Consider the following 25,782-nt stretch of genomic DNA (forward strand, 5'->3'; position numbering starts at 1 on the left):
GTAGCTGAAAAGTGGATTAAATCACAAGTATTCTATGGGTATTAATGCGACAAAATCCACTATTCTCTTTTTTTCCAATGTGTTAAAAAATTGTTCCGCAAAAGGCGCATAAGGGTTTGTGATGCCTGTTGCTTTTTGTACTTTGCTGGACAGAATTTTCACGCATTGATAGAACAGTATCGCGGGCTCAAGATGCTGTATGTGACGACCGTCACGGAGGATCTATGGCAAGACATATTTTGAATATCAAAAGTCTTGGTGAAAAGGCGTCCTGGCTGCTGGTGCAGCAGGCATTGGGCATGCCGGAACCGAAGCTGCAAACAGACTTTATGGCGCAGCGCGTGGCCCTGCTGATGTTTTCGCAGCACTCTCTGCCTGAGAGGCTTTGCGTTTCTGCCGCTGTGCGGCAAATGGGCGGCAATGTCGTGTACGAAGGCAGCCGTGGCAGCTGGCGCAATGAAATGAATGATTACCAGGAACAGCTCCTGCCCGTTTTCAGCTACTACATTGACTGCATGTACATGTACGGCATGCCCGTGGGCGGGTGGGACATGGAGGCATCATGCCTGCGCTTCCCGCTTATCAATGCGGGCAGCCCTGATGCGCATCCGGCGCATGCTCTGGCCGACATCGCCTGCATGTTGCGCAATTCACGCTATCTTGACGGCGTGACCTGCGGCTGGCTGGGCTGTGTTAACGGCACGCTGCATTCACTGATGGCGGCAACGGCATGGTTTCCCATTTCACTGCGCATTGCCGTGCCGTCCCGCGTGGACCCCGCGCCGCTCAAAGAAGCTGCGGAGCGCTATGGGTCGCGCATTACCATTGTGGAAAATGTGGAAGAAGCCGTACGGGGCGTCAACTATGTTTTTGCGGGCTGCCGTAGCGGCCTGACGGACGAAGAGCGCGAAAGCTGGCAAGTGACGCCGGAACTGCTCGCCAAGGCGGCGCATGACGCGCATCTTATGCTGAGTGCTTCGCCCATAGCGGCCATCCGTGTTGACGATTCCATCCTGGCCAGCAAGGCCTCACTGTTGGTGCAACAGGCAGAATACCGTTTGCGGGTTCACAAGCGCATGCTGCACTGGGTTTTTCTTGATAATGAAAGCGGGATCTAGTTTATGGGTTTGCAAAACGGGCAGGGCGGTCTGAATACGCTGTCTGCATTAATGGCGGATTCGACTGATGCGGGCGAGGCAAAGGCCAGTGTTGAGAAAGCCGATGCTGCTTGCGTAACAGGACATAATGTTCTGACTGCCAAAGAGCTTATTGAATTTATACAGGTTTATGCTTCCACATTGCTTGCGGCGGGCGGGCAGACTTCACGGGTAGACCGCACCGCCTGCCGCATTGCACGGGCATATGGTTTTGAGGTGGAACTGGCCATATTCCCCAAGCACCTCATGCTTTCAGTCATCAAGCCAGCCGAAGGGGGCATTCCGGCGGAGCGCCGTACTGCGGTCAGCTCCATTGTGTCTGGTGCGCCCAATTTTCAGCGGGTGGCGGCGCTCAATGCCCTGAGCTGGAGCATTGCCGATGAAAACCTCAGCCTTGCCAAGGCGCGCGAGCATTTCAGCGCCATCTGCGCGGTGCCCACGCTTAACCCTGTGCTGCTGCGTTTTCTTGTGGCCTGCGCCAATGCCGCCTTTTGCGGCTTGTTTAACGGCGATGCCGTGGCTATGGGGCTGGTTTTCTGCGCAACCTTTCTGGGCTTTTATCTGCGGCAAAAACTGCTGCACTGGGGCCTTGACCTGAAGGTCACGTTTTTTCTCTGCTCGTTCGCTGCTTCTCTGGTGGCGTCGCTGGGCGTGCTGCTGCATCTGGGCAACACGCCGCAAACGGGCATGGCTGCAAGCGTGTTGTTTCTCATCCCCGGCATCCCCCTGATCAACGCCATGCTGGATATTCTTGACGGGCATGTGCTTATGGGCGTTTCGCGGCTGATTCAGGCTAGTACGCTCATTATCTGCATTGCTCTGGGGCTGGCTACAACCATGCTGCTGATGGGGGTGGATTCGCTATGATGCTGGTAGACTGCCTTGTGGACGGAGTGCTTGCATCTGTTGCCGCAGTTGGTTTTGCGGCCATATCGCGGCCCACCAAGCGGATAGCCGTCATGGCTGGCCTGCTTGCCGCCACGGGGCATATGAGCCGTTTTTTGCTGTTGCAGGCCAATATGGGGATAGCCAGCGCATCGCTCTGCGCCGGGTTGATCATTTCCTTTTGCAGCATGCCAATCGCGCGCCGCTGCCATACCCCGGCGGAAATGTTTGTGTTCCCCGCGCTGTTGCCCATGATTCCCGGCATGTTTGCCTATAAGGCCATTCTGGCGACCTTGCAGTTTCTCAACACAGCCGGGACGCCTCAGGGCCAGACTGTGCTTGTCAGCGTTGTCTACAACGGGCTTACGGCATTTTTCATCATGTGCGCCCTGGCTATCGGGGCCATACTGCCCCTGCTTCTTTTCCACCGTGAAGCGCCGCTTGGCCGTACATTACACAAGCTGAGCCAGGGCGGCAGCGCGGACTGAATCAGGCGCTTGGCCCTGGCAGGAATAGTGTTTTGCCGTGCTGCTCACGGCAGACATACAGAGGATGGGAGCGGGTCTAGCGGAAAGATACCGGCGTGAGAAGGCGCTGATCTACAAATCTGCGGCGATTAAAAAATACAGCCTAAAATCATGATCCTGATGTGCGTGTTCACGTCAGGATCTTTTTTTTCACAGTCAGTTGCGCATGGCGGCAAAGGCCCACCACCATGCAGCGGTGCAGATCAGGGCCGTGAGCGCCCCCGCCGTCCACTGGTTCAAGCGCTTACGGCCGTTCCGTACCTGCCATGCTTCAAGCGCCCCCAGCGCCAGCCCACAGCCAAGCCCGGCCAGATGTGCCGCATAGTCGGTATTCTCGCCCTCAGTGCCGAGCATGGCCAGCAAGGCGGCCGCGGCTGCCACTGGCAGCATGGTCTTGCGTTTGCCTTGCTGCTGGCAAGCCATGTAGCCGGAGATAGCCCCAATGCTGGCAAACAATGCCGTGGAAAATCCCATGCTCAAAACCGGGCGGGGCCGCAACAGCACTGTCAGGGCATTGCCCATCGCGCCCCCAAGCAGGGTAAGCCACAAGGCCCTGCCAACGCCTGTCATGCGGGCCAGCAGGGTCATAAAAATAGCGCCGAAGGCCATGTTGCCGCAAAGGTGGGTGAGGCTGGCATGGAGAGTAAGCGCGGTGACGGTTCTGTACCATTCGTTGAAAACGCGAACCCGTACTGCGTCAAGAATGCCCGCGCTGTTCCACATGTCTGGCGGTGGCAGCGCGGCGGGGACAGCCCACCAGCCTACGCGCCAGCCGTGCCAGAGAATGAGCGGCAGCAGCGCCAGTATTGCCATGTAGGCGTGGGGAAAAACCCGAAGCGGCGGTGGCTGGGAAGCTGGTGCAGTGCTTTCCCGCGCAAAGTCCCCCAGTTCCATGAGGGCAATGTTCTCAAACAACGCGGGCACATAAATGTATTCCCTGCTGTTCATCTGGACGGTCTGATGCGGAATGTTGCAGGCATTGAGCACAAGCAGCCATTCACGAAAGCGGGCGTAGCCCGCTGTGCCTTGCAAACTGGCAACCGGACGCCAGTCGAGAGGCAGGCTGCTGGGCCTGCGGCGGACGCGCCAGTAGCGCGAAAAGGCAAAAATTCTTGGCGGAATTGTGCGCATATGCAAAAAAGCCCCGGCAGAAACCTGTCGGGGCTGAAAGCTGCAAAAGAAGGTCAGTTAGGCCTGCTTACGCACCGTGGGCTTAACAACAACGCCAGAGCGCAGGCAACGGGTGCAGACGGAAAGGGTCCGCACGCTGCCGTCGGGGAACTGGTGACGCACGCGCTGCAAATTGGGATTGAAGCGACGCTTGGTCTTAATGTTGGAGTGGCTCACAAGATTGCCGACCTGGGGCTTTTTGCCGCAAAAGATGCATTCCTTGCTCATACATTCCTCCATATATGCAAAAAAATAGTTCAATTCAAATGCGGCAAGAACAAAGCCCGCGCCGAAAAATGACAGCGTTGCATGTGGGCATAACCGCGCGAAAAGGTCATATAGCTCATGCAGCATGGAAAGGCAAGAAATTTTCTCAAAAAAAGGCGGTTGCGCTTCAAGTGCGGGGTAGCCAGCCGTCATCAAGCCGGACAGACCTTAACACCATGGAACAACGGAATTTTTCAAGAAAAACTACAGGAGCTGATTACTGTGCTGCTCAGAAGTAATCCCTGTGCGTACGCGCCCAGTCAGACGCATCAAGCTCCCGTGGTTTTTTTACTTCATCCTTGTGACCAATGGCCACGAGGCAAAGTACGCCATAATGACCGGGAATGCCAAGTGTTTTTCTCACTTCGGCCTCGGCGGAAGCGGCACCGTTGGTGCGCAGGCGCATCTGCACCCATGTGGAGCCAAGACCCAGGCGTTCCACTTCCAGTTGCACCAGAATGGCAACAATGGAGGCATTTTCAACCCATACGTCCGATTTGTCGGTATCAGCCACCACCGCCAGCACCAAGGGGGCTGTGCGCAGGGGCATGGTGCCGGAATCGCGGCAATCTGCCAGCGCGGCAATAACAGCCTTGTCGCGCACGGCCACCAGTTCCACCGGGCGGGTATCCTTGGATGAAGGGGCCAACAGCCCGGCCATAAGCAGTTTTTCCAGGTGTTCATCGCTTACGGCTTGATCGGTGAACTTGCGTATGCTGCGGCGGTTGCTCAACAGTTCCAGCATGGCTTTATCCTTTGTGGCATGTGCGGCATGGCGCCGCAGGCTGAAAAAAAGCACGGGCGGCGGGCGCGGATATCCAATGGAAAAGGGGGCCTTCTGGCCCCCTGTAGCGTTACATTCTTACTGAAACCGGCTGCTTGCCCTGTTCGCCCCCAGCACCTATGGAAGGGGCTTTGGAGGTCGCCATTATGTATATTTCGTGCGGGTCAAGGATCAGGATGACCGAACCGTCGCCCATGATGGTTGCGCCCGAAATACCCTTGAGATCGCCAAGGTATGCGCCAAGGGGTTTGATAACGATTTCCTGCCGTTCCAGAAGCCGATCAACCACGAGGCCCAGACGGCGGTCGTTGTCGTGGATGACAACCACGGAAAGCACATCCGGCAGAGGATCGGTGCGGGGCAGGCCCAGCATTTCTGAAAGCTCCACAACGCCAAGCACTTCACCGCGCAGGGTTACGGCCTTGCGCCCCTTCACATCCGTGAGGCGTTCAGCTTCAATCTTGGTGGTTTCTGAGACTGCATCAAGGGGGATTGCATACATCTGACCGGAAACATTGACCATGAGCGCGTCAATGATAGCCAGGGTCAGGGGCAGGCTCAAGGTGAAGCGCGTTCCCTTGCCCACCTCTGAATACGTGCTGACGCTGCCCTTGAGGTTCTTGATGTTGGTGCGCACCACGTCCATGCCCACGCCACGGCCTGAAATATCTGTGATTTTTTCAGCCGAGGAGAAACCCGGGGCAAAGATGAGCTCCAGCGATTCGCGGTCATCAAGCTGTGCGGCTTCCTCAGGGGTGATGACGCCCTTGCGGATGGCAACTTCGCGCATTTTTGCGGGGTCAATGCCCTTGCCATCGTCTTCAATTTCAATGGCGACAGAGTTGCCCTTGTGGAAGGCGCGCAGCACAACCTTGCCCTTGGCGGGCTTGCCGGCAGCGAGGCGCTGGTCTTCAGGTTCAATACCGTGGTCAACAGAGTTACGGATAAGGTGAACAAGCGGATCGCCGATGACTTCAACAACGCTCTTGTCCAGTTCCGTTTCTTCACCTTCCATGACCAGATCCACTTCCTTGCCGCTTTTGCGCGAAAGGTCGCGCACCAGGCGGGGAAAGCGGGAAAAGACGGAAGAAACCGGAACCATGCGCACCTTCATGATGGTGTCTTGCAGATCGTCAGAAATGCGCGCCATGGCGTAGGTGGTTTCAGAAAGGCTCTGGGCGACCTGGGAAATATCCACGTCATGCCCGGTGTCTTCAAGCGAACGGGCGATGAGGGTGTACCGGTTACGGTTGATGATGAGTTCGCCAATGAGATTCATCAGGTGGTCAAGGCGCTCATGGTCAACGCGGATGGTGGAAGAACCCTTGTGGTTCTCGGCAGCCGGAGCCGCAGCCTGTGCCGCAGGCTTTGCCGCAGCCGGAACCGCCGGTTTTGCAGGTGCCGCAGGCTTGGCGGGCGCTGCGGGCTTGGCTGCAGGTGCCGCAGGTTTTGCGGGCGTAGCGGGCTTTGCCGCAGCCGGAGCCGCAGGCTTGGGAGCCGGGGCATCCTGCTTGGGGGCAGCCGGAGCCGCCGCAGGCGCGCTCGGTGCTGCTGTGCTGGCCGGGGCTGCGGGAGCCGGGGCGGCCTGTTCTTTTTCGGCCTTGGGTTCGGCTTCAGGCTCAGCAGGCTTTTCGACCGCCGGGGCGGTGGGAGCCGCAGCAGGCGCACTCGGTGCCGCTGCCTTGGCCGGGCCGTCCAGCGCAAGCTGAACCATATCCTTGATGATGGAAACTTCCTGATCCAGCAGGTCAACCATCAATTCAAAGTCAATACCGCTGATGCGCCCCTGATCCACGATGCCAGCCGTGCGCTCGGCGTAGACCTTGATGTCTTCAAATTCCATAAAGCCGCAGGCGTTCTTGACCGCCATGAGGCAACGGTAGAGGGCATCAATGGAATCTTTGTGGCTGCCGTCTTTCTTGAGCGTTTCCAGCGCGGCATGAATAATTTCAAACTGCTGCCGCACCGTGACGCGAAAGGCCTCAGTATCATCGTTTTCAGCGCCAACAGCAAAAAATGTCGGAGTGACCACTTCAACCGGAGCGTGGGGATCTGTGGCTGCAGGGGTTTCCTGCTCGCTGGCCTCCTGCTCTGCATCTCCCTGGCTCTCGGCAGCATCGTGATGGTCGCCGTTGCCGTTCTGATTGGCCTGGGCGTCAAGAAGTTCCTGCGGCAGGGAAATGGGGCCGCCTGTCTGGGCTTCCTGAAGCTGCTTGACCACAGGAGAAATGTTGAAAGGAGTGGCTGAACCCGCTTCAATATTGATGCGCTGCACCAGGGCTTCCAGCACGTCAACCACAAGAAGCAGAAGGTCGATCAGCTCGTGTGTGGGCGTGATTTTGCCCTGACGGACATTGTTGAGCAGGGTTTCTGCTTCGTGCGTGAGCGAATTCAGTTCGCTGTAGCCGATAATGCCGCTGTTGCCCTTCATGTTGTGGAAGAAGCGGAAAATATCGTTGACCAGTTCATCACGGCCAATGGGATTTTCTTCCAGATCCAGCAGGGAGCTTGTGAGGTTTTCGATGGTGTCGTTGGACTCATCGATAAAATCTTTCAGGTGCCCTTCACCAAAGGCAGTGAGGGTATACGTAGGCAGATCGGGCAGGGTCTGCACCCAGTCCTTGCCAGACATGGCCGTAAACTCTTCTTCGTTTCCGGCGGTAGCGGCTGGGGTGTCAGCCGCGTTGGCGTTGCTGCTTTCGCTATACGCTTCAGCAGCTTCATCCACCGTGGGCTGTTCATCACTGATGGCAGGTTCTTCAACAACAGAGGCAGTTTCGACAAGCACTTCTGGTTGCGGCGCTGCTTCAGGTTCAGCCGCCACTGGCTGCGGCGCTGTTTCGCCGGCCATGATGGCATCGATCTGAGCCATGATGTGCCCAATCTCCACTTCGCCTTCGGCGTTGGTGGATTCAAGATTGTCGATCATCTGGCGCAGGGCATCGGTGGATGCCAGGATGACATCCATGATCTCCGAGGTCACAACCATTGTGCCTTTGCGCAGTTCGTCCAGAATATTCTCAGACTTGTGCGCCAGCTGATTGATGCGGTTCAGCCCCAGAAAACCCGATGCGCCCTTGAGGGAGTGCATGGGCCGAAAGATATCATTCAGCAGAGCAAGATTGTCCGGCGCCTTCTCAAGCTCAAGAAGGTTAGGCTCGATAGTTTCGAGATGTTCTTTGGCTTCCGCGATAAAATCGGCGAAAAGTTCCGGATCAAAAAATTCCTGGCTCATAACCTGTACCTTTATATGGCTGAAAGCACACTATTGCCCGAATTGGACACATACTGTCTTTCTTATCGGCTATCCCAGAAGCATCTTTATATTACGGACCATTTTTTCAGGCTGTGCCGGTTTAACCATATACAGGTTGGCACCGAGGCTCATGCCGGTCTGAATGTCCTTCTCCTGCCCTTCCGTTGAAAGGACAATAATAGGAATATCCTTATAGGCATCCTGAGCGCGGATGGTCTTGATAAACGTGAAGCCGTCCATGCGGGGCATGTTCACGTCCGAAACAATCAGGTCGACCGGCTCAAGGCTGTAAAGCTTTTCAATAGCGTCAAGGCCATCCTCGGCGGTGCTGACCTTGAAGCCTTCGCCCTTGAGAACAAAGGCTACCAGGTTACGGATAGTCTTGGAGTCGTCTACGACCATAATATGTTTTTTCATAGGTGATCCTGTCCGTCTGTTGTTGGCTGCCGTACAAAATTTCACCGAACTCTAGAGATTATTCAGACTATTGGCAAGTCGAACCGCATGCTGTCTCAGCCAGGCAGACGATCAGACTTCAATAAGTTTGTCGACAATCAGTTCCGGGTCGATAATACCGTGGAGGCGTTCCTTGATATTGGCGAGGCCGCACAGAAAATCTGCCCCTTCGCCAAGTTGCGCCTCGATGTTCCAACTAATGCTATCTTTTGAAACCATGTACATGGTATGTATTTTGTCGATAATAAGACCAAGCTGCATATCTTCTGTGCCACAAACAATGATAAAGCTTTTTTCTGTATAACGCTTAGTCTGGTCTGTGGTCAGCAATGCATCCAGGTGCAGCAGGGGCGTAACCTTGCCGCGCAAGTTGACAACACCAGCAATAAAGGGGGGCGCCATGGGCAGCCGGGTCAGCGGCATGTAGCGCAGCACCTCGACAATTACCGGCACTGGCAGCAAAAATACCTGTTCGCGCACATAGAACGAAACCATCTGCACCTGTTCTTCTGCCGCAAGCCTTGTGCGCAAGGAAGGCCGGGCAGTCTCTGCCTCTGCATGCCCGGCATGATGGGCTGGGCGCGCATGGTCTTTCGCTTCTCCTGCTGCGCCAGCCATCACCTGCTCCGGTTCAAGCACCGGCATGGTCTGCAATGCATCGCTGCCCAGATATTTTTGCACAAAGGCCTGTTCCGCAGCGCTCAGCGTTGCGTCTGCCGCTTGAGGTACGGCCAGGCACTGGTCTGCAAAGTATTCTTCGGGCGTTTTTACCATAGCTTCACCACTTCTTCTGCAAGCGAATTATACCCGAGCGCACCCTTTGAGCGGGCGTCGATATCATAAATGGTGCACCCCTGGGCGCTGGCCTCGCGAAAGTGCGTGTCCACCCCAATGACCGTCGAAAACATGGATTGCCCCATTTTGCGGCGCATCAGTTCAAGTACCCGTGTGCAGGCTTTTGCTCTCCTGTCGTACATGGTGGGCACTGCCCGGTAGCGTACGGGCCTGCCCAGGGCCTTGTTCAACGTGTGCAGCGTGTCGAACAGCAGCTTGAGCCCGTGCAAGGCAAGAAAATCTGTCTGGATCGGAATTATCAGCAGGTCTGCGGCAACCAGCGCATTGACCAGCAAAATGCCCACATGGGGTGGACAATCCAGAATTATGTAATCGTACCCATCGCGCACATGCGTGAGGCTGCGGAGGAGCACACTTCCCTTGGCCTGACGTTCGCGAAAATCAACTTCAAGCTCTGACAGCCGTATGCTGCCCGGCGCCACATCTATCCCCGGCAGCGCCTGCACATGGATAAGATCGGGCCAGATCACGGGCCAGGCATCTTCCTGCGCAAGAAAAAGATCGTGCAGGCTGCAAGTGATGCCTTCGGGGTATATTCTCGCATGCAGCGTGGCGCAGGCGTGGGGGTCAAGATCAAGAACAAGAACCTTTTTCCCCATGCGGGCAAGCGCGCTGCTCAGCGAAATGGATGTCGTGGTTTTGCCGACGCCCCCTTTTTGATTGGCAATAGCCAGAACTTTTGCGCACATGGTATCAGCATCAGCTCATTTTTCTGTAAACAATGGTTCCCTTGTGGTGTTCAAGCTGGAACGCACGGCTGATGTTATGCAGGGATTCGGAATGCCCGATAAGCAGAGCGCCGTTGATTTCAAGGTTGTCGTAAAAGGCGTTGATGACCTTGCGCTTCATTTCATCGTCAAAGTAGATGATAACGTTGCGGCAGAAAACAATCTGAGATTTTTCAACGCGTTTGAGCTGTTCCCTGTCATTGAGGTTAATGGGCCCAAAGGAAATGAGCGACTTCAGTTCCGGCTTGACTCTGTACTGCGTGTCTTCCTTGATAAAGTAAGCGTCCACAATTTCCTTTGGGGTCGTGCGCAGGGCATAATCGTTGTAAACTCCCCGGCGGGCAGCGGCCAGCACGGCCTCGGAAAGGTCATTGGCTGTGATCTTGATGTCCCAGCTGGAAAGTTCACTTTTCAGCACTTCACACAATATGATGGCAAGCGTGTAGGGTTCTTCGCCCGTGGAACAGCCAGCCGACCAGATACGCAGCTTTTTGCGCCCTGCCTTGCGGCACTGGTCAAGAATGTCGGGCAGCACACTTTTTTGAAAAACTTCAAGCTGCGGTGGATTGCGGAAAAAGCTTGTTTCGTTGGTTGTTACCACTTCAAAAAGCTTGGTGAGCTCTGTGCGGCGGCTGCCGTCAAAGCGCAGAAAGTTGTAATAGTCGCTGTAACTCTTGAGGTTCAGTTCCTTGATGCGGTTTGAAAGCCGGTTTTCAACAAGGTACTTCCTGTTTTCAGCAATGAAAATGCCGCACTGTTGATAGATGAAATCGCGCAGTTGCAGAAATTCCTCGTCAGATATCTGCAAATCCTTGCGGAAGGGCGAGGCTGCACGGGTGTTGTCTGCAGTTTGCGTGGGCGAGCGAAAAGCCGCGGCAGGCGTGAGCGGCGGGCGCATGGCGCTGGTCGCGGGTGCGCTTTGCGCGGGCCGTGCGGCACCAAGGCCGCCCGTAGCAGGCGCTGGGCTTGCTGTGCGCGGAGGCAGGGCAGACCCCAGCGGAGGCCTTGCTGTTTGCCCAAGACCAGACTGGCCTAGCCCGGATTGCCCCAGGCCAGTTTGCCCGAGAGGAGGCCGCGTTGCCGCACCAGACAGACCATTTGCAGCTTGGCCAAGTCCGGATTGTCCAAGTCCGGATTGTCCCAGGGGCGGGCGTGTTGCCGCAGGCGCAGCGGGGCTGGTGGCACCGCCTGCTGGAGGTGTGCGGAATGCAGAACCTGTCATGCCAGCGCCTTGTGTCGGGCTCGCAGGGGCCGGAGCCGTTGTTCGGAATGGCGAGGCAGGGGCTGGCGCAACGGGTTTGGCAACCGGAGCGGCTGGCGCTGCCCCAGGCGTTGGCGTCACGCCAAGCCGTGGACGTTGCTCTGCGGGAGTAGCCGCGCTGCCAGCAGATGAGCCGTTGCCGCTGTTCTGGGCAGAGCCGAGCGGGCTTTTTGGAAATAACGTAGGGGGCTGAGACATACCTACTCCTGTTCGGCCTGGATCGTTGCCACCGCTTCTTCCGCTGCATGCTGGATATCTGGGTCTTCATGATTCATCAAACCCAGCAGTACGCTAAAGGCCACATTGCCGCCGATCTTGCCAAGAGCTTCAATAATCTTGAGGGCCACCATGGGGCTTGAACTCTCAAGCATTTGCGCCAGTTGAGGAACGGCATTGGCAACCTTGTGCATGCCCAGCGCGTCAACGGCGCGTATGCGAACCCATTCGTTTTCGTCATCAAGCCCATTGAGAATATAGGGCAGCACAGTTGGGGAAGCGATTTGCCCAAGCAGGTCAATCACTGCAAGGCGAACATCCTTGTCTTCATCTGAAAGGCGGGGCAACAGCAGGGGCAGGTATTCCTCGGCCTGTTCGCCAAGACCCAGGAAGGATTCCACCGCCACCTGCCGTGTGCGGGGTGATTCATCTTCAAGCGCTGCCGTTAGTTCAGGCAGATTTTCCAGAATGCCGTAACGGCCAAGGGCGTACACGGCCATCATGCGCTGCATGGGGTCTTCGCTCTTGGCCCGCTCCTTGAAGCGTTCGTTCAGCTTGGGGCTGTGCAGGTTGATGCAGGCTTCCAGCGCCATTTCCTTAACGTCCACATAGCGGTGATCCAACTGGGCGAAAACAAGGTCTTCCACATCAGGGCAGGTGGGCTGGTTGCCAAAGAAGACCAGCGCGCTCTTGAGAACTTCTGCATCTTCTGAATCATTCATGATAGTTACAAAGAACGGGGAGTCGGCGCAATCGCCAAGCTGAGCCAGTTCCGCTGCTGCCATGCGCTGCAGTTCCGGGCTGGCATCCCAGAAAATATTTTTGAGATCAGGCACGCAACGGCGGTCTGCCATAAGATGACAGGCCTCCATTGCCAGCAGGATGCGCGATTCATCAACGCTGTTGAGAGCATCGCGCACGGAGTCATTGTAGCCGATGGCGGCAATGGCCTTGATGGCGGCTTCATACAGTTCATCCTGGCGTTCCCTGTCGAGGGTGGCGGCCATGTTGATGATGTCTTCGGTGCACGCATCCGAACCGATGGCGCTCAGGCCTTGCAGCGCGGCCAGCAGGATGTCTTCATCGTTGTCTGTAAGGGCGTCGAGCAGGTAGGAACGCAGCCTTTCCTGCGATTTGCCAGCCAGCAGCGACAAGCCGCGCCCGTTGAGAATCTGCACGATAGCTTTGACAATCTTGTGTCGCAGGGCTTCACGAACATTTTCAAGCGAACTGAAGAGCAGGGGAATGGACTTTACATCGCCCATATCGCCAAGGGCGTCCACAATGGCCGAACTCACAAGGGACGAGGCCTGGGAAAGCAGCTTCACAAGAGCGCTGGCGGCGGAGTAGTCCTTGATTTTCGCAAGGGCTTCCACCACGGCAAACTGTACCCATTCCTCATCGTGCATGGCCTGGCACAGTGAGTTGACGGCTTCGGGAAAAGCCAGTGTGCCAAGGCTCACAGCAGCCTGATAACGCACGTTCACTTCCGGGTCTTTGAGCAGGGCGCGGCAGAGCAGCAGGCAGGACTGATGCGTACGACAGTATCCCAGAATATCTGTGATAAATATCCGCAAGTCTGCATCGTCGTGCTGCAGGTAGGGCTGAATGCTCTCAATGCTGTCCGAGCCAATTTCGCGCAGAATGTCCATGGCCACGTTGCGCACGGGGGCTTCGTCGCTGCTCAGGAGCGGCAGCAGAGCCACGACCACCTGCGGCCCGCGAATTTTACGCAGGGCGTATTCCGCTGCTTCCTGTACGCCCACACTTGGGCTTTTGATGTGTTCGCAGAGCATGGGAACGGCATCCTGGAGGCCCTGATCGCCAGCGCTGAATGCCGCGTCGCGAATCGCGTCATTATCGCCCGACTTCAGGGCTTCAAGAATTGCTTTGTGCTGTGGATTTTCCATGTTCATAGTCATGTCCTGCTACGGTGGGGTCAGCCTCTGACCGTTGTTATGATGGCGTTGGCAATATCGTCCACATCGAGAATGAGGTTGGCGAGCTTGTTGTCTACAATCGCCTTGGGCATACCGTAAACGACACAGGAGGCCTCATTTTGCGCTATAAGGCAGCCGCCCTTCTCTTTAAGAACCTTGGACCCTTCGCATCCGTCTGAACCCATTCCGGTGAGAATCACGCCAAGTGTGCGTCTTCCCATTGCTTTGCCCGCAGTTTCAAAAAGCACGTTTGCCGAAGGTTTGTAAAGGGCATCGCGCGGTTCTTCTGCAACAAAGATTTCTGGCAGCGGGCCGCGCATGCGAATGCCCAGATGCTTGCCGCCAGGGCAGACATACGCATGACCTGTTTTGAATTTGTCGCCGTCCTGGGCTTCGGTAACGCCGATCTGGCAAACACTGTCGAGGCGCTTGGCAAAAGGATTTGTAAAAGCCGCCGGCATATGCTGCGCAATAAGTATGCAGGCCGGAAGATCGGCAGGCAGCGCCGAAAGAATCTTTTGCACCACTGGCGGCCCGCCAGTAGATACGCCGATTACAACCAGATCGCGCGGTCCGGTGCAGGGCGTTTGCACATAATCCGCAGGTTGCGAAGGCTGAGGGCGTGGAACTGGAACCTGAATCTGGTTGATGCGCCTGTACTTGAGTTTGATGATGGTTTTACGCCGTGCAATGGCCCGCACCTTGCGCTGCAGTTCCGCTCCAAAACACTCCCGGTCGCAGCTCATGGTTTTAGGAATAAAATCAAGAGCGCCGTACTCTAGTGCCTTTAATGTGCTTTCTGCGCCGCTCTGTGTGAGAGAGCTGACCATCAGCACGGGAATCGGAGTTTTTTTCATCAACTGCTGCAAAACTCCAAGGCCATCAAGCCTTGGAAGGTCAACATCAAGCGTCATTACGTCAGGATCAAGTTCTTCGGCTTTTTCCAGGGCCTCCTGACCGTTGCGGGCTGTGCCCACAACCTTGATTTCAGAATCCTGCTCAAGAAGTGAAGTAATGGTGTTGCGCATAAAGGTTGAATCATCAACCACGAGGACACTGATCATAGGATAAGCTCACTCCAAAAAATTCTCTCTCTATCTAGTTTTTGTATGCTACGTCAGGCATTATTTTTTTACAAATAAAAAATTACTTGCCAAACTACTCAGTCTCGCTTATGTTCCCTCTCTCAACGGGATGTGGCTCAGCTTGGCTAGAGCGCAGCGTTCGGGACGCTGAGGCCGCGCGTTCAAATCGCGCCATCCCGACCAGCAAAATCAAGGGTTTACGGTAACCACCGTAAGCCCTTTTTTTGTTTATCTTCTGCATTTTCATGGCGATGCCTCTTTGGCTTTTAAGCTTTTTGGGGGATTTTCTGGGCATCTGTCGGCCCTGTCCATATGGATCGGCCGTCGAGAGGAGAAGGTTGGCGCCAGCAACATGCTCATAAAATCGGTTTGTCGCCCATTATGCCCGCGCTGGCATTGCTGCTGGTAGAAATTATCGTGGTTGCGGCGAAAAACTACATTGAAAGGCCATTCTGGTGAGCCTGCCCGGCTTAACAGCTTTGGCAACTTTGGTTTTTAGCAAATATACCCGTAAAGATAGTGTATAAAACGCGATAAAAAGTCTGATGAAAATTACAAACAACTTATCAAGCAAAGAAATTTTGTAAATATGAATTTATATTTGTGCAAGATGCGGTAATTTTTGCTATTAAATATTAAAAACAATATTGTAATAAATTTATAATAGAATATTTATTGTTTAAAATAATAAAAAATAACAAAATAAGAATTTAAATAATAAAAAATTATACGTAATTTTATGCAAAACTTAATTTATTTTATTGTTTAAAATTTAATAAATACATTTGATAAATTTTGTTTATTATATTTTAGTAGTGAGAATTTGTACTTGTTAGATAGTAATTTCTGATATCACTCAGGTAAGGTTGTTGCAATGCTTTATGGGGTATGCTCTCCATAATAACAAAGCCCGTTTCCGAAGGGATGCTCATCACATCCCCCAAGAAACGGGCTTTCTGTTATTTTACGGCACCCGAGTTAGACCTGCGGATGCTTGATTTTGTTGCTCTAGAGGCGCGCTGAACGCGCCATGCGCCTAGCTCAGTGAGGCAAGGCGCTTGATGGCTTCTTCCGTATCGGCAGGGGAGCCAAAGGCCGTGAGGCGCACGTAGCCTTCGCCAGAAGCGCCAAAGCCAGCGCCGGGCGTGCACACAAGGGCCGTGTTGTTCAGCACGTGGTCAAAGAATCCCCAGGAGGTCATGCCGTCAGGCACGCTCACCCAGATGTAGGGAGCATTGACGCCGCCGTAGACGGAAAGTCCCATGCCGGTTACTGCTTTGCGCAGGCTTTCTGCATTGCGCTGGTAGCCGTGGATAACGTCCATGACCTGCGCCCGGCCTTCCGGGCTGTAGGTGGCGGCAGCGGCACGCTGCACAATGTAGGGGCAGCCGTTGTACTTGGTGCACTGGCGGCGGTTCCAGAGGCCGTTGAGCGCAACCTTGCCGCCCTTGCCATCGCTGACCTGGAGCGCCTTGGGCACAACAGTGTAGGCGCAACGCAGGCCGGTGAAGCCGGCGGTTTTGGAGAAACTGCGGAATTCCACGGCCACTTCCTGCGCGCCTTCAAGCTCGTAGATGCTGTGGGGAACAGAGCTGTCGGTGATGTATGCCTCGTAGGCGGAGTCATACAGAATGACGCAGCCTTCGCGGCGGGCGTAGTCCACCCAACCCTGAAGCGCCTGACGCGAAAGCACAGTGCCTGTGGGGTTGTTGGGGTAGCACAGATAGATGATATCGGGCCGGGTTTTGGGAAAGTCCGGCACAAAGTCGTTTTCCTTGAGGCAGGGCAGGTACACGAGCCTGTCCCACTGCTTGCCGTCAAATTCGCCGGAACGGCCCGCCATGGCGTTGGAATCCACATAGACGGGGTAGACTGGGTCTGTCACAGCCACAATGCTGTCAGCGGCAAAAAGTTCCTGAAAATTGCCCACGTCCGACTTGGCGCCGTCGCTGACGAACACTTCATCGGCGCTCAGGTCAACGCCGCGCGCCTTGTAGTCGTGTTCCGCGATGATTTCGCGCAAAAAGGCATAGCCCTGTTCCGGGCCGTACCCGTGAAACGTGGCGGCATCGCCCATATCGTCAGCAGCCTTGTGCAGCGCCGCAACAACGGCAGGGGCAAGGGGACGGGTCACATCGCCAATGCCCAGGCTGATGACGCGCTTTTCGGGGTTGGCTTCCTTGAAGGAGGCGACCTTGCGGGCTATTTCCGCAAAAAGATAGTTGCTTTGCAGCTTGAGAAAATTGCTGTTTACGCTGGTCATCACATTCCTCTGAATCAGATGTGGTAAGTGCCGGTGAAGACGGTGACGGCTCCGCCGGTCATGTAGACATGGTTGGAAATTTCGTCCCAATGGATGTGCAGGGTGCCGCCTTTGAGTTCCACGTCAAGCTCGCGCCCGGTAAGGTTGTTGAGCACGCAGGCGACCGCAACGGCGCATGCGCCGGTGCCGCAGGCAAGGGTTTCGCCCGCGCCGCGTTCCCACACGCGCATTCTCACCTTGGTGGAGGAGATCACTTCCACAAATTCGGTGTTGGTGCGCTGCGGAAACAGCCTGTGGTGCTCAAAGCTGGGGCCGATCTTGGGCAGATCAAGGTCGTCTATGCCTTTCATGAACACAACCGCATGCGGGTTGCCCATGGAAACAGCGGTAATATCGTAGCCAGCGCCGTCAACCTCGACCGGGCGGGCCACAAAGCGCTGGGCGCTTGTGTCGCCCTCGACCAGCACGGGAATGTTGGCCGGGGTCAGCACGGGTTCGCCCATATCAACCGTAGCGCCGCAAACCTCGCCGCCTTCAAACAGCAGGCGGACGATTTTTTCTCCGGCGCGGGTTTCAACTCGGATAACATCCTTGGAAAGAATGCCGTGTTCGTGAACATATTTGCCCACGCAGCGGATGGCATTGCCGCACATTTCTGCCTCGGAACCATCAGAATTGAACATGCGCATGCGCACGTCTGAAGTGCCGGAAGGCAGAATCAGTACAAGACCGTCAGACCCGACACCGAAATGGCGGTCGCTGATCTGTCGGGCAAGGTCGTTGGGGTTCTCGACACGTTCTTCAAAGCCATTCACATAGACATAATCGTTGCCGATGCCCTGCATTTTAGTAAAGCGCAGTGTTGCAGCCATATATACTCCTTATCATACGGGGGGCCGAAACAGGCTGCCCATAATTATCTTGGCAGTATCACAAATAAGTATTTATTCTGATTCAAGGCAAAAGTAAACACAGTGCGGCGCACCTGCCGCGAATCCAACGTGCGGCGGCGGTTTAAGGCGCAAAAAAAGCGGAGAGCCGCCAGACTCTCCGCTTGATGACCACTGGCCTTCGCCGTCCGTTGCGGCGAACGGCGAGGCCTGTGGCTCCCTGCGGCAGAACCGCAGGGGCCGGAGGCAAGGGGACCATCTTCCCCCCCGGGATGAGACCCCCTGCCCCCAACTATTTCTTAACGACCTAGTGAGCCCAGAGCAGTTCCGCGTACTTGGGCAGAACCCACAGGCTGTCCTCAACCAGGCGCTCAAGAGCGTCGGCATGGGTGCGGCATTCGGCCATGGCGGGCAAGATGCCGTCACGAGCGGCCTTGGCCTGTTCCAGCGCGCCTTCGGTGCACTGGGCTTTTTCCACGGCCTTTTCCAGCACCGTCACACCCTTCTGGAGTGCAACAATGTGGCCGCGCAGTTCGTTAAAGTATTCCTCTTCGCTTGCAGCGCCCTTGTCGCCAAGCACGGCGCGGGTCTTGATAACCGCATCGGCGGCCCTGGTCTGGGCTTCCATGCTGGGCGGCAGCACGGAAGAGCGGATCATGTCGGCCAGCAGGTTGCCTTCGATGCACACGGTCTTGCTGTAGTTTTCCAGCAGGATGTCCTGACGGGAGAGAATTTCACGCTCGGTCAGGATGCCGTGCCGCAGGAAGACGTTCATGACGTCGGGATCGCTGTAGTGCTCAAGAGCGGTAACGGTGTTGTTGTAGTTGGGCAGGCCGCGGCGGGCGGCTTCTTCAGCCCAGGATTCAGCGTAACCATTGCCGTTAAAGACGATGGGCATGTGTTCCTTGAACAGGCGGGGCAGCAGAGACTGCAGGGCCGTGTTCAGATCGGTGCCAGCAGAAACCGAAGCTTCAAGTTCGGTGGCAATGTCGTCCAGGGCGCTGGCAACAGCCGCGTTCAGGGCGATATTGACCGGAGCCACGGACTGCGAGGAGCCCACGGCGCGGAATTCAAACTTGTTGCCGGTGAAGGCAAAGGGGCTTGTGCGGTTACGGTCGGAAAGATCCACGGGCAGCGGAGGCAGGGTGGAAACGCCCACTTCCATGACCGCGCTCTTCTTGTTCTTGGAACCCTTGCCGTTGACGATGGTGTCAAGCACGTCGGTAAGCTGTTCGCCAAGGTAGACGGACAGAATGGCCGGCGGGGCTTCGTTGGCGCCAAGGCGGTGGTCGTTGCCAGCGCCCACGGTGCCGAGGCGCAGGGCCGCGCTGTGCATGTGCACGGCGCGCAGCACGGCGGCCAGGAACACCAGGAACTGGGCGTTGTCCACAGGCGTGGAGCCGGGGTTGAGCAGGTTCGTGCCATCAGAATCGCTGATGGACCAGTTGTTGTGCTTGCCGCTGCCGTTCACGCCCGCAAAGGGCTTTTCGTGCACCAGGCACACAAAACCGTGCTTGCCAGCCATGTGACGCATCATGTTCATGCAGAGCATGTTGTGGTCGCAGGCGATGTTGGCTTCTTCGTACACAGGGGCGATTTCAAACTGGCCGGGGGCCACTTCGTTGTGGCGGGTCTTGGCCGGAATGCCCAGCGAACGCAGCTCGTTTTCCAGATCCTGCATGAAGCTCATCACGCGGGGAGGAATGGAGCCGAAGTAGTGGTCTTCCATTTCCTGACCCTTGGGCGAGGTGGCGCCGATCAGGGTGCGGCCAGCCATCAGAAGGTCAGGACGCAGGGCGGCCAGGTTTTTGTCCACCAGGAAGTATTCCTGCTCGGGGCCAACGTTGGCGCGCACATAGCTGGCCGTGGTGTTGCCGAAGAGCTTGAGAATACGCATGGCCTGACGCGACAGGGCCGATATGGAGCGAATGAGCGGGATCTTGCGGTCAAGAGCTTCGCCCGAGTATGAGTAAAAGTATGTCGGAATGTGCAGGGTGGCCCCGTAAGGAGCGGGGATGATGAACACCGGCACGGAGGGATCCCACGCGGTATAGCCGCGGGCTTCAAATGTGGAGCGGATGCCGCCGGAAGGGAAGGAGGAGGCGTCCGGCTCACCGCTGATCAGCATCTTGCCAGAGAATTCGCTGATAACCTGGCCATCAATGGTGGGCGACAGAAAGGCGTCATGCTTTTCGGCAGTGAGGCCAGTCATGGGATGGAACCAGTGCGTGTAGTGCGTGGCGCCGTTCTCGATGGCCCAATCCTTCATGGCGTTGGCGACAACATCAGCGATTTCGGGATTCAGGCGTTCGCCGTCGCGGATGGTCTTGGCCAGCTTCTTGAACACATCCTTGGGAAGGCGCTTGCGCATGGTGGCTAGACCAAACACGTAGCGGCCAAAGATGTCTTCCGCGCTGCGGCCTACTTCATCAGCGCTGGTGGGGATGACCGGTGCAGTGTTCACTGCTTTGAACAAAGCCTTTTTACGGGGGGAACTCATACCCTCGTCTCCTTTCTCAAGTTGTTGCTAGTATCAGGCACAGCCCGATTACAGGGCCTCATCGCCGCGCTCACCAGTGCGGATGCGGATGGCATCCATCACATCACTGATGAAAATTTTTCCGTCGCCAACCTGTCCTGTGCGGGAGATGGACACCACAGCATTCAGAACAGTTTCCAGCATGTCGTCGTGCAGCACGACCTCGACCTTGATCTTGGGCAGGCAGTCCACCTGCATGGTGGTGCCGCGGTACACTTCAGTGTGCCCACGCTGGCGACCAAAGCCCTTGATTTCAACATAGTTCAAGCCGTGGATGCCCATGTCGGTAAGCGTGTCCTTAACCTTGTCAAACATGCTGGGCCGGATGATGATTTCAAGCTTTTTCATAGGTCGTTCCTTTGCTGTTTCCCGTTGGACTACAAGGAGTAGCCGCGTTCGTTGTGCTCGCTCAAATCGAGGCCGGTGAATTCCTCTTCAGGCGTAACCCGCAGGCCGACAACCGCGTCAACCACATAGAGGATTATCCGGGAAACTATGTAGCAATAACCCCAGGTAGCCACAATGGACACGATCTGGATCCAGGCCTGCTCAGGATTGCCGTAGAACAGACCGTCAGCGTTGTTGATGGCCGCGCAGGCGAACAGGCCGGTGGCAAGCGCACCCCAGGTGCCGCCAACGCCGTGAATGCCGACCACGTCAAGGGCGTCGTCATAACCGAACTTGTTCTTCAGGAGCACGCCGCCGTAGCAGATGATACCGCCAACAAAACCGATCAGCATGGCGGGCAGCACTTCAACAAAGCCCGCGCCGGGAGTGATGGCCACGAGGCCCGCCAGTGCGCCGGAGATAGCGCCAAGGCTTGTGGGCTTGCCGGTACGAATCCATTCAACGAGCATCCAGCCAAGAATACCGCAGGCGGAAGCCATGTGGGTAGTTACAAGGGCCTGACCAGCAAGAGGACCGGAAACCAGAGCGCTGCCAGCATTGAAGCCGAACCAGCCGAACCACAGCAGGCCGCCGCCAAGCAGGGTAAGGGGCAGGTTGTTGGGTGTGGCATGCGAGCTGCCAGTGGAAAGCCGCGGTCCAAGAGCCTGGGCACAGGCAAGAGCCGCCGCGCCGGAAGACATGTGCACAACTGCGCCGCCAGCAAAGTCCAGAGCGCCCATCTTGCTCATCCAGCCACCGCCCCAGACCCAGTGGGCCATGGGCGAGTAGACGAAGAGCAACCACAAGCCAGAGAAAACAAGCATGGCGGAGAAGCGGATGCGCTCAGCGTAGGCACCGGAAATAAGGGCCACGGTAAGAGCAGCAAACATGCACTGATACCCCATAAAGACCGTGTGGGGCAGTTGGGTGGCGGCAGGAGCCGATTCGCCGCCCACGCCTTTGAGGAAGAGGTAGGAAAGATCGCCGATTATACCGCCCACATCTTCGCCAAAGGCCAGAGTGTAACCCACAACGGCCCATAATACAGAGATGAGAGCCAGCGCGCCGTAGCTGTGCATGTGGGTGGACAGGATATTGCGGGAGCGAACCAGGCCACCGTAGAAGAGGGCCAGCGCCGGGGTCATCAGCATGACCATGGAGGCGCAGATCAGAATAAATGCAGTATCCGAGGCGTTCATACGGACATCCTTCAGCGTAGTTCGGACCGGCGAGGGAGGCAGTGTGCCGCACAGTGCAGCAGGCTGGTTTCCGTCGTTCCGTTCCGCGTTTAATAGAACCTCATCCTCGTGGGCTGGCGCCATGCCCACACTGCGGCACAATGCCGCAGCAATACCCTGCTTAGGCATGAAGTGTGCCAAATGTGTTTCGCTGTGTGGCTAAATCTTGTAACAACATGATTTTATAAATATTTTTATTTTTTCAGGCAGACAGGAAGAATTGCAGGAGGTTGGCGTCGTTGTAATATTTCTACGATGATGTAGAAAAAAAGAAGCCCCCCGGAGTGCCGTCTCGTGGCACTTGGGGGGCTTTCTAAATAGGTGTTTTATTTTAGCGTATTATGTGAAAAAAATAGAAAATTGCAAAAATGTAGAAATTATTGGTACATCTTTGTAACGGCTGTGTTGTGCTTAGATAACATGCTAAAAATTATTACAAAAATTCATTTTTGGGGAAAATTTATGCCTTTTTGCAAAATACCGTTTTGTAGAAACTTCATATCTACTCGGTTTCATCCTTACGGTACACGGGGCGAAAAGCCTTGTAGGTGATGCCGTACTTTTTCATGCGCAGGGCCATGATCCTTTCCGTCAATCCAAGGCTTGCAGCAGCTTTGCCCATCTGGCCCTGGCTGAACTCAAGCGCTTCGGTGATTGATGCGCGTTCCAGCTCGTCCAGTTGCTCCTGCAAGCTGCCGGAAAGCCCCTGGCGGATCAGCCCTGGCGTGAGGCCGGAACTGGCCGCAACGCGGCTGCCGTGCAGGGCAGGAGGCAAGTGCTGGGGCAGAACAAGGCCTTCGCGGCCCAGCAGCAGCACTGCGCGCTCCATGACGTTTTCAAGCTCGCGGATGTTGCCCGGCCAGGTGTAGCGTTGCAGCATATCCATAACAGAAAGGGAGAGGCGCACGTTGTTGCGCCCGTTTGCCAGCGCGTATTTTTTGATAAAGTGGTTTGCCAGCGGCAGAATATCCTCTGGACGGAAACTCAGGGGCGGCAGGAAAATGGGGAAGACATTGAGGCGGTAAAACAGATCGCGGCGGAAGGTTTCTTCCTCCACCATTTTTTCCAGATCGCGGTTGGTGGCGGTGATAAAGCGCACATCCACATAATGCGTTTCCATGCCGCCAAGGCGTTCAAAGGCCCTTTCCTGCAACACGCGCAGCAGTTTTGCCTGGGTCATGAGCGAAAGCTCGCCCACTTCATCCAAAAACAGCGTGCCGCCGTTGGCAAGCTCAAAGCGTCCCTTGCGCGTAGCGTTTGCGCCGGTAAAGGCCCCGCGTTCATGGCCGAACAGTTCGCTTTCAATGAGGTTTTCTGGCAATGCGGCGCAGTTGAGCGAAATAAAGGGCTTGTTGGCGCGAGTGCTGCCCGAATGGATGGAGCGTGCTGCCAGTTCTTTGCCCGTGCCGGATTCGCCCTGTAGAAAAACGGTGGTGCTGGAGGGGGCCACCTGCGCAATCTGCGCGTAGACCTTTTGCATCACTTCAGAATTGCCCACAAAGCCGCGCGGCCTCAAGGGCGAGGAGGCTTCTTCATCCATGCGGCCCTGCGATTCAAGGGCGGCGTGACCAAGCAGGGTTGATATAATGGTAAGCAGGCGCATTTCGTCTTCAAGCGTGGCATCGTCCACCAGCAGATGGTCAACAGACAGCGCGCCCACAACCTGATCGTTAAGGCGGATAGGCACGCAGATGAAGGAAATGCCCTCCTTGCCCAGATCGCGCGAACGGGTGCGATTCAGAAACAGCGGTTCTTCTGATACATTAGATATGTACATGGAGCGCCCGGTTTCAATAACACGCCCGGTGATGCCCTCGCCGCGCACGTAACGGCCCCGGCGGGCTTCGGCGGGTTTGAGGCCGTAGGCTGCCTCAATACGGATTTCGCCGCTGTTGGGCGAAATAAGCGTGATCGCGCCGCGCATCATGTGCAGATGCTCTGCCATAAGCTGGAGCGCCTTGTTCAGGGCAACCCCCACATCCGTGGCAGAGTTGACCACATTGGAAAGATCCAACAAAAGGCGCAGCTGCTCTTCGCGGTGGCTGTCTGCGTTGGCGGGAGAGCGCGACACGGTGCCGGGACGGGGGGATGTATTGCTGGATTTTTGCATGCCGTGCTTATACCCCAGGCCGGGGCAAACATGCAATCCGTCAGCGGGTTACGGGTCGCAAGAAAGAGCTGCCGGGGGGAGGGCACTTGCGCGGGCGAGCTGGGGCAGGCTTGGAATATAGTGGGGGAGTGGGAGAACTGACTTTGTGGGCAAGAGGAGCAGATCAGATAACGGCCTAACTGATCTGGCGTCGCAACAGAATTAGGACTCACCTATCTCGCAATCTGACCATTGCGAAGCCCCTGACCGCTGAATTTTATGCCAATTTTAAAAAGTCGCTTGACACCTGCCCCCTATTGCCGTAGATACACCCTTCACAGCGCGTCCCCATCGTCTAGCCGGCCCAGGACAACGGCCTTTCACGCCGTCGACAGGGGTTCAAATCCCCTTGGGGACGCCAATTGAATTCAAAGGGTTAACGTAGTTGCCCTATTACTGTATGGCATTGGTTACAATGCCTTGGTTACAAAATGCCTCACGAGCTTGACCCTCGTGGGGCATTACTTTTTCCAGCAGATTCTCTGCCGCAGAGCCGACCAGGCTCTGGCCCAATGCCGCCAAGATTCCATCCTGACTTCCATACAGGCCCGCAGAGCGCACATAGCGGTCGGTGGTGGTTGCCCGGCTGTGCCCAAGGAATATCTGTGCGCCGTTGAGGCCCATAGCCTTGAATGTCACAGCCGCCGAGCAATGCCTGATGGCATGAAAGCCGAAAGGCTTCACGCCAGCCCGTTTGCAGAGCGTGCCCATAAGCTTGCTGCGCTGCCGAAAGGGTTCGCCAAGCATGCTGTCGCAGTGCACCTGCATGAAGACGTTGTCCGCCTTGCAGGGCCGCGCCTCACGCCACCACGCAAGAGCCTTGTGCAGCTCTGGGTGGATGTCGCACCAGCGCACCCGCTCCTGGCCATTCTTGCCCTTGTGGTCAGTGAGCCTGATGCGGCCCTCTTCCAGATTCACATCCTTGCTCCACGAGAGCCGGAACACCTCGTTCCGGCGCGCTCCCGTGAAAAAGAACGTGAGCAGCATGACCAGATCCTGCCCGCTGGCAGATTCGAGCACCTTGACCACGTCTTCTTCCGGCGGAACATACCGTTCGGTATGCGTAGCCTGAAAGGGCTGCACAATCTCAAACGGTGAAACGCTCTGGGGAAAGCCTTCAACGTAGACCTTGCCCCAGTTCCAGGCAGCCAGCAGGTTTTTGCGGTAGACATTGGCCCGCAGCGGGCCGCGCTCGTCTGCCACCTGGGCGAGCAGGGCGTATGCCTTGGCAGCTGAGAGCAGGGTCAGCTTGTCCACGCCGTTGCTGGCGCAGAATTGAAAAAAAGCCCGCATGACGGATTTTTTCTCAACAAGCGTCTGCTTACTCATGCTGCGCTCCACGTGCGCCAGATACCGCTCGCCCCACTCCAAAAGCAGCTCGCAGCCCGTAGGGGTCTGGCGCTCCTGCTGCTCTCTGGCCCGCAGGGTTTCGTCTTCCTCCCATTCTTTCGCGGCCCTCCATTCCGGGCCACCTTTCTTGCCAGGCGGGAACATCCGGGAGGCTACCTGCCTCCCGTTCACAATGATCCGCGCCATCCACATGTTTCCTCGATCTTTTCTCAGTGTCGGCATGGAAATACTCCAAAACGCGCCCCCACTGAAAACGCCAGCGGTTACCTATGCGCTTGCCGCCAAGTTCCCCTGCTACGCGTTTAACGGTGCGAGGGTCAAGGCGCAGAGCCTGGGCAACTTCTGCCAGCGTCAAGATGGAATCCGGGGCGTGCATTGC

General features: G+C 56.2%; 20 protein-coding genes and 2 tRNA genes. 5 read left to right on the plus strand and 17 right to left on the minus strand.

Features of this window, described 5'->3' with window-relative positions; translation table 11 throughout:
• The first annotated feature begins 224 nt into the window (after window positions 1-224).
• Genes ACUZ9Q_RS06140 through ACUZ9Q_RS06150 form a run of 3 tightly spaced genes read left to right on the plus strand, consistent with a single transcriptional unit; the run spans window position 225 to window position 2,530 of the window.
• On the plus strand, window positions 225-1,118 hold the full coding sequence (locus tag ACUZ9Q_RS06140; protein ID WP_192111576.1) for an ornithine carbamoyltransferase: 894 nt from the start codon (window positions 225-227) through the stop codon (window positions 1,116-1,118).
• 51 nt (window positions 1,119-1,169) lie between these two features.
• On the plus strand, window positions 1,170-2,024 hold the full coding sequence (locus ACUZ9Q_RS06145) for a threonine/serine exporter family protein (protein WP_215647750.1): 855 nt from the start codon (window positions 1,170-1,172) through the stop codon (window positions 2,022-2,024).
• Window positions 2,021-2,530 carry a threonine/serine exporter family protein gene (locus tag ACUZ9Q_RS06150; protein ID WP_215647741.1) on the plus strand — a complete coding sequence of 170 codons (510 nt, stop codon included), beginning with the start codon at window positions 2,021-2,023 and terminating at the stop codon, window positions 2,528-2,530. The genes ACUZ9Q_RS06145 and ACUZ9Q_RS06150 overlap by 4 nt, the downstream gene beginning before the upstream one ends.
• Before the next feature lie 195 nt (window positions 2,531-2,725).
• Here ACUZ9Q_RS06150 and ACUZ9Q_RS06155 read toward each other — a convergent pair whose 3' ends face one another.
• The 10 genes from ACUZ9Q_RS06155 to ACUZ9Q_RS06200 all read right to left on the minus strand — a co-directional run bounded on the left by ACUZ9Q_RS06155 (window position 2,726) and on the right by ACUZ9Q_RS06200 (window position 14,566).
• Window positions 2,726-3,700, minus strand: a complete 975-nt coding sequence (locus ACUZ9Q_RS06155) for a rhomboid family intramembrane serine protease (RefSeq protein WP_449247524.1) — start codon at window positions 3,698-3,700, stop codon at window positions 2,726-2,728.
• Between the two features lie 57 nt (window positions 3,701-3,757).
• Window positions 3,758-3,967 carry a 50S ribosomal protein L28 gene (rpmB, locus tag ACUZ9Q_RS06160; protein ID WP_027180796.1) on the minus strand — a complete coding sequence of 70 codons (210 nt, stop codon included), beginning with the start codon at window positions 3,965-3,967 and terminating at the stop codon, window positions 3,758-3,760.
• A gap of 268 nt (window positions 3,968-4,235) precedes the next feature.
• Window positions 4,236-4,751 carry a nitroreductase family protein gene (locus ACUZ9Q_RS06165; protein WP_192111579.1) on the minus strand — a complete coding sequence of 172 codons (516 nt, stop codon included), beginning with the start codon at window positions 4,749-4,751 and terminating at the stop codon, window positions 4,236-4,238.
• A 109-nt stretch (window positions 4,752-4,860) separates the two neighbouring features.
• Window positions 4,861-8,025 (minus strand): chemotaxis protein CheA, encoded by a 3,165-nt coding sequence (locus ACUZ9Q_RS06170; protein WP_215647744.1) that lies wholly within the window; start codon window positions 8,023-8,025, stop codon window positions 4,861-4,863.
• 69 nt (window positions 8,026-8,094) lie between these two features.
• On the minus strand, window positions 8,095-8,463 hold the full coding sequence (locus ACUZ9Q_RS06175) for a response regulator (protein WP_022658680.1): 369 nt from the start codon (window positions 8,461-8,463) through the stop codon (window positions 8,095-8,097).
• Between the two features lie 111 nt (window positions 8,464-8,574).
• A complete protein-coding gene (locus ACUZ9Q_RS06180; RefSeq protein WP_192111581.1) occupies window positions 8,575-9,276 on the minus strand; it encodes a chemotaxis protein CheW in 702 nt (233 codons plus the stop codon).
• On the minus strand, window positions 9,270-10,046 hold the full coding sequence (locus ACUZ9Q_RS06185; protein ID WP_192111582.1) for a ParA family protein: 777 nt from the start codon (window positions 10,044-10,046) through the stop codon (window positions 9,270-9,272). Before ACUZ9Q_RS06185 ends, ACUZ9Q_RS06180 begins: the two co-directional genes overlap by 7 nt.
• A gap of 10 nt (window positions 10,047-10,056) precedes the next feature.
• Complete coding sequence (locus tag ACUZ9Q_RS06190; RefSeq protein WP_252209483.1) at window positions 10,057-10,983, minus strand: CheR family methyltransferase; 927 nt, start codon at window positions 10,981-10,983, stop codon at window positions 10,057-10,059.
• Between the two features lie 563 nt (window positions 10,984-11,546).
• Window positions 11,547-13,478, minus strand: coding sequence for a HEAT repeat domain-containing protein (locus tag ACUZ9Q_RS06195; RefSeq protein WP_215647746.1), 1,932 nt, complete (start codon window positions 13,476-13,478; stop codon window positions 11,547-11,549).
• A gap of 23 nt (window positions 13,479-13,501) precedes the next feature.
• Complete coding sequence (locus ACUZ9Q_RS06200; protein ID WP_192111585.1) at window positions 13,502-14,566, minus strand: protein-glutamate methylesterase/protein-glutamine glutaminase; 1,065 nt, start codon at window positions 14,564-14,566, stop codon at window positions 13,502-13,504.
• A gap of 126 nt (window positions 14,567-14,692) precedes the next feature.
• Between ACUZ9Q_RS06200 and ACUZ9Q_RS06205 the strand changes: the two genes are divergently transcribed.
• Window positions 14,693-14,770 (plus strand) — tRNA-Pro (locus ACUZ9Q_RS06205).
• A gap of 853 nt (window positions 14,771-15,623) precedes the next feature.
• On the opposite strand, the gene ACUZ9Q_RS06210 is transcribed toward ACUZ9Q_RS06205, so the two are convergent.
• From ACUZ9Q_RS06210 to ACUZ9Q_RS06235, 6 genes are all read right to left on the minus strand, one after another.
• A complete protein-coding gene (locus ACUZ9Q_RS06210; RefSeq protein ID WP_227118498.1) occupies window positions 15,624-16,850 on the minus strand; it encodes an LL-diaminopimelate aminotransferase in 1,227 nt (408 codons plus the stop codon).
• Between the two features lie 14 nt (window positions 16,851-16,864).
• On the minus strand, window positions 16,865-17,722 hold the full coding sequence (gene dapF, locus ACUZ9Q_RS06215) for a diaminopimelate epimerase (protein WP_215648118.1): 858 nt from the start codon (window positions 17,720-17,722) through the stop codon (window positions 16,865-16,867).
• A 325-nt stretch (window positions 17,723-18,047) separates the two neighbouring features.
• A complete protein-coding gene (locus ACUZ9Q_RS06220) occupies window positions 18,048-20,240 on the minus strand; it encodes a glutamine synthetase III family protein (RefSeq protein ID WP_192111587.1) in 2,193 nt (730 codons plus the stop codon).
• Between the two features lie 48 nt (window positions 20,241-20,288).
• Window positions 20,289-20,627 carry a P-II family nitrogen regulator gene (locus tag ACUZ9Q_RS06225; RefSeq protein ID WP_192111588.1) on the minus strand — a complete coding sequence of 113 codons (339 nt, stop codon included), beginning with the start codon at window positions 20,625-20,627 and terminating at the stop codon, window positions 20,289-20,291.
• Between the two features lie 29 nt (window positions 20,628-20,656).
• Complete coding sequence (locus tag ACUZ9Q_RS06230; protein ID WP_022658690.1) at window positions 20,657-21,865, minus strand: ammonium transporter; 1,209 nt, start codon at window positions 21,863-21,865, stop codon at window positions 20,657-20,659.
• 541 nt (window positions 21,866-22,406) lie between these two features.
• Window positions 22,407-24,014: a sigma-54 interaction domain-containing protein gene (locus tag ACUZ9Q_RS06235; RefSeq protein ID WP_192111589.1), complete on the minus strand. Its 1,608-nt coding sequence runs from the start codon at window positions 24,012-24,014 to the stop codon at window positions 22,407-22,409.
• A gap of 323 nt (window positions 24,015-24,337) precedes the next feature.
• Here ACUZ9Q_RS06235 and ACUZ9Q_RS06240 point away from each other — a divergent pair.
• A tRNA-Glu gene (locus tag ACUZ9Q_RS06240) sits at window positions 24,338-24,414 on the plus strand.
• A 32-nt stretch (window positions 24,415-24,446) separates the two neighbouring features.
• On the opposite strand, the gene ACUZ9Q_RS06245 is transcribed toward ACUZ9Q_RS06240, so the two are convergent.
• Entirely contained in the window at window positions 24,447-25,589 is a 1,143-nt protein-coding gene (locus tag ACUZ9Q_RS06245; RefSeq protein WP_449247525.1) for a tyrosine-type recombinase/integrase, read from the minus strand.
• Between the last annotated feature and the right edge of the window lie 193 nt (window positions 25,590-25,782).

The sequence above is a fragment of the Desulfovibrio desulfopostgatei genome (genome assembly GCF_053570645.1).

Bases quoted from the DNA above. Each gene is read 5' to 3' on its own strand.
- ACUZ9Q_RS06140 (WP_192111576.1), top strand. From the start codon at position 225: ATGGCAAGACATATTTTGAATATCAAAAGTCTTGGTGAAAAGGCGTCC.
- ACUZ9Q_RS06145 (WP_215647750.1), top strand. From the start codon at position 1,170: ATGGCGGATTCGACTGATGCGGGCGAGGCAAAGGCCAGTGTTGAGAAA.
- ACUZ9Q_RS06150 (WP_215647741.1), top strand. From the start codon at position 2,021: ATGATGCTGGTAGACTGCCTTGTGGACGGAGTGCTTGCATCTGTTGCC.
- ACUZ9Q_RS06155 (WP_449247524.1), bottom strand. From the start codon at position 3,700: ATGCGCACAATTCCGCCAAGAATTTTTGCCTTTTCGCGCTACTGGCGC.
- rpmB (WP_027180796.1), bottom strand. From the start codon at position 3,967: ATGAGCAAGGAATGCATCTTTTGCGGCAAAAAGCCCCAGGTCGGCAAT.
- ACUZ9Q_RS06165 (WP_192111579.1), bottom strand. From the start codon at position 4,751: ATGCTGGAACTGTTGAGCAACCGCCGCAGCATACGCAAGTTCACCGAT.
- ACUZ9Q_RS06170 (WP_215647744.1), bottom strand. From the start codon at position 8,025: ATGAGCCAGGAATTTTTTGATCCGGAACTTTTCGCCGATTTTATCGCG.
- ACUZ9Q_RS06175 (WP_022658680.1), bottom strand. From the start codon at position 8,463: ATGAAAAAACATATTATGGTCGTAGACGACTCCAAGACTATCCGTAAC.
- ACUZ9Q_RS06180 (WP_192111581.1), bottom strand. From the start codon at position 9,276: ATGGTAAAAACGCCCGAAGAATACTTTGCAGACCAGTGCCTGGCCGTA.
- ACUZ9Q_RS06185 (WP_192111582.1), bottom strand. From the start codon at position 10,046: ATGTGCGCAAAAGTTCTGGCTATTGCCAATCAAAAAGGGGGCGTCGGC.
- ACUZ9Q_RS06190 (WP_252209483.1), bottom strand. From the start codon at position 10,983: ATGCGCCCGCCGCTCACGCCTGCCGCGGCTTTTCGCTCGCCCACGCAA.
- ACUZ9Q_RS06195 (WP_215647746.1), bottom strand. From the start codon at position 13,478: ATGAACATGGAAAATCCACAGCACAAAGCAATTCTTGAAGCCCTGAAG.
- ACUZ9Q_RS06200 (WP_192111585.1), bottom strand. From the start codon at position 14,566: ATGATCAGTGTCCTCGTGGTTGATGATTCAACCTTTATGCGCAACACC.
- ACUZ9Q_RS06210 (WP_227118498.1), bottom strand. From the start codon at position 16,850: ATGACCAGCGTAAACAGCAATTTTCTCAAGCTGCAAAGCAACTATCTT.
- dapF (WP_215648118.1), bottom strand. From the start codon at position 17,722: ATGGCTGCAACACTGCGCTTTACTAAAATGCAGGGCATCGGCAACGAT.
- ACUZ9Q_RS06220 (WP_192111587.1), bottom strand. From the start codon at position 20,240: ATGAGTTCCCCCCGTAAAAAGGCTTTGTTCAAAGCAGTGAACACTGCA.
- ACUZ9Q_RS06225 (WP_192111588.1), bottom strand. From the start codon at position 20,627: ATGAAAAAGCTTGAAATCATCATCCGGCCCAGCATGTTTGACAAGGTT.
- ACUZ9Q_RS06230 (WP_022658690.1), bottom strand. From the start codon at position 21,865: ATGAACGCCTCGGATACTGCATTTATTCTGATCTGCGCCTCCATGGTC.
- ACUZ9Q_RS06235 (WP_192111589.1), bottom strand. From the start codon at position 24,014: ATGCAAAAATCCAGCAATACATCCCCCCGTCCCGGCACCGTGTCGCGC.
- ACUZ9Q_RS06245 (WP_449247525.1), bottom strand. From the start codon at position 25,589: ATGGCGCGGATCATTGTGAACGGGAGGCAGGTAGCCTCCCGGATGTTC.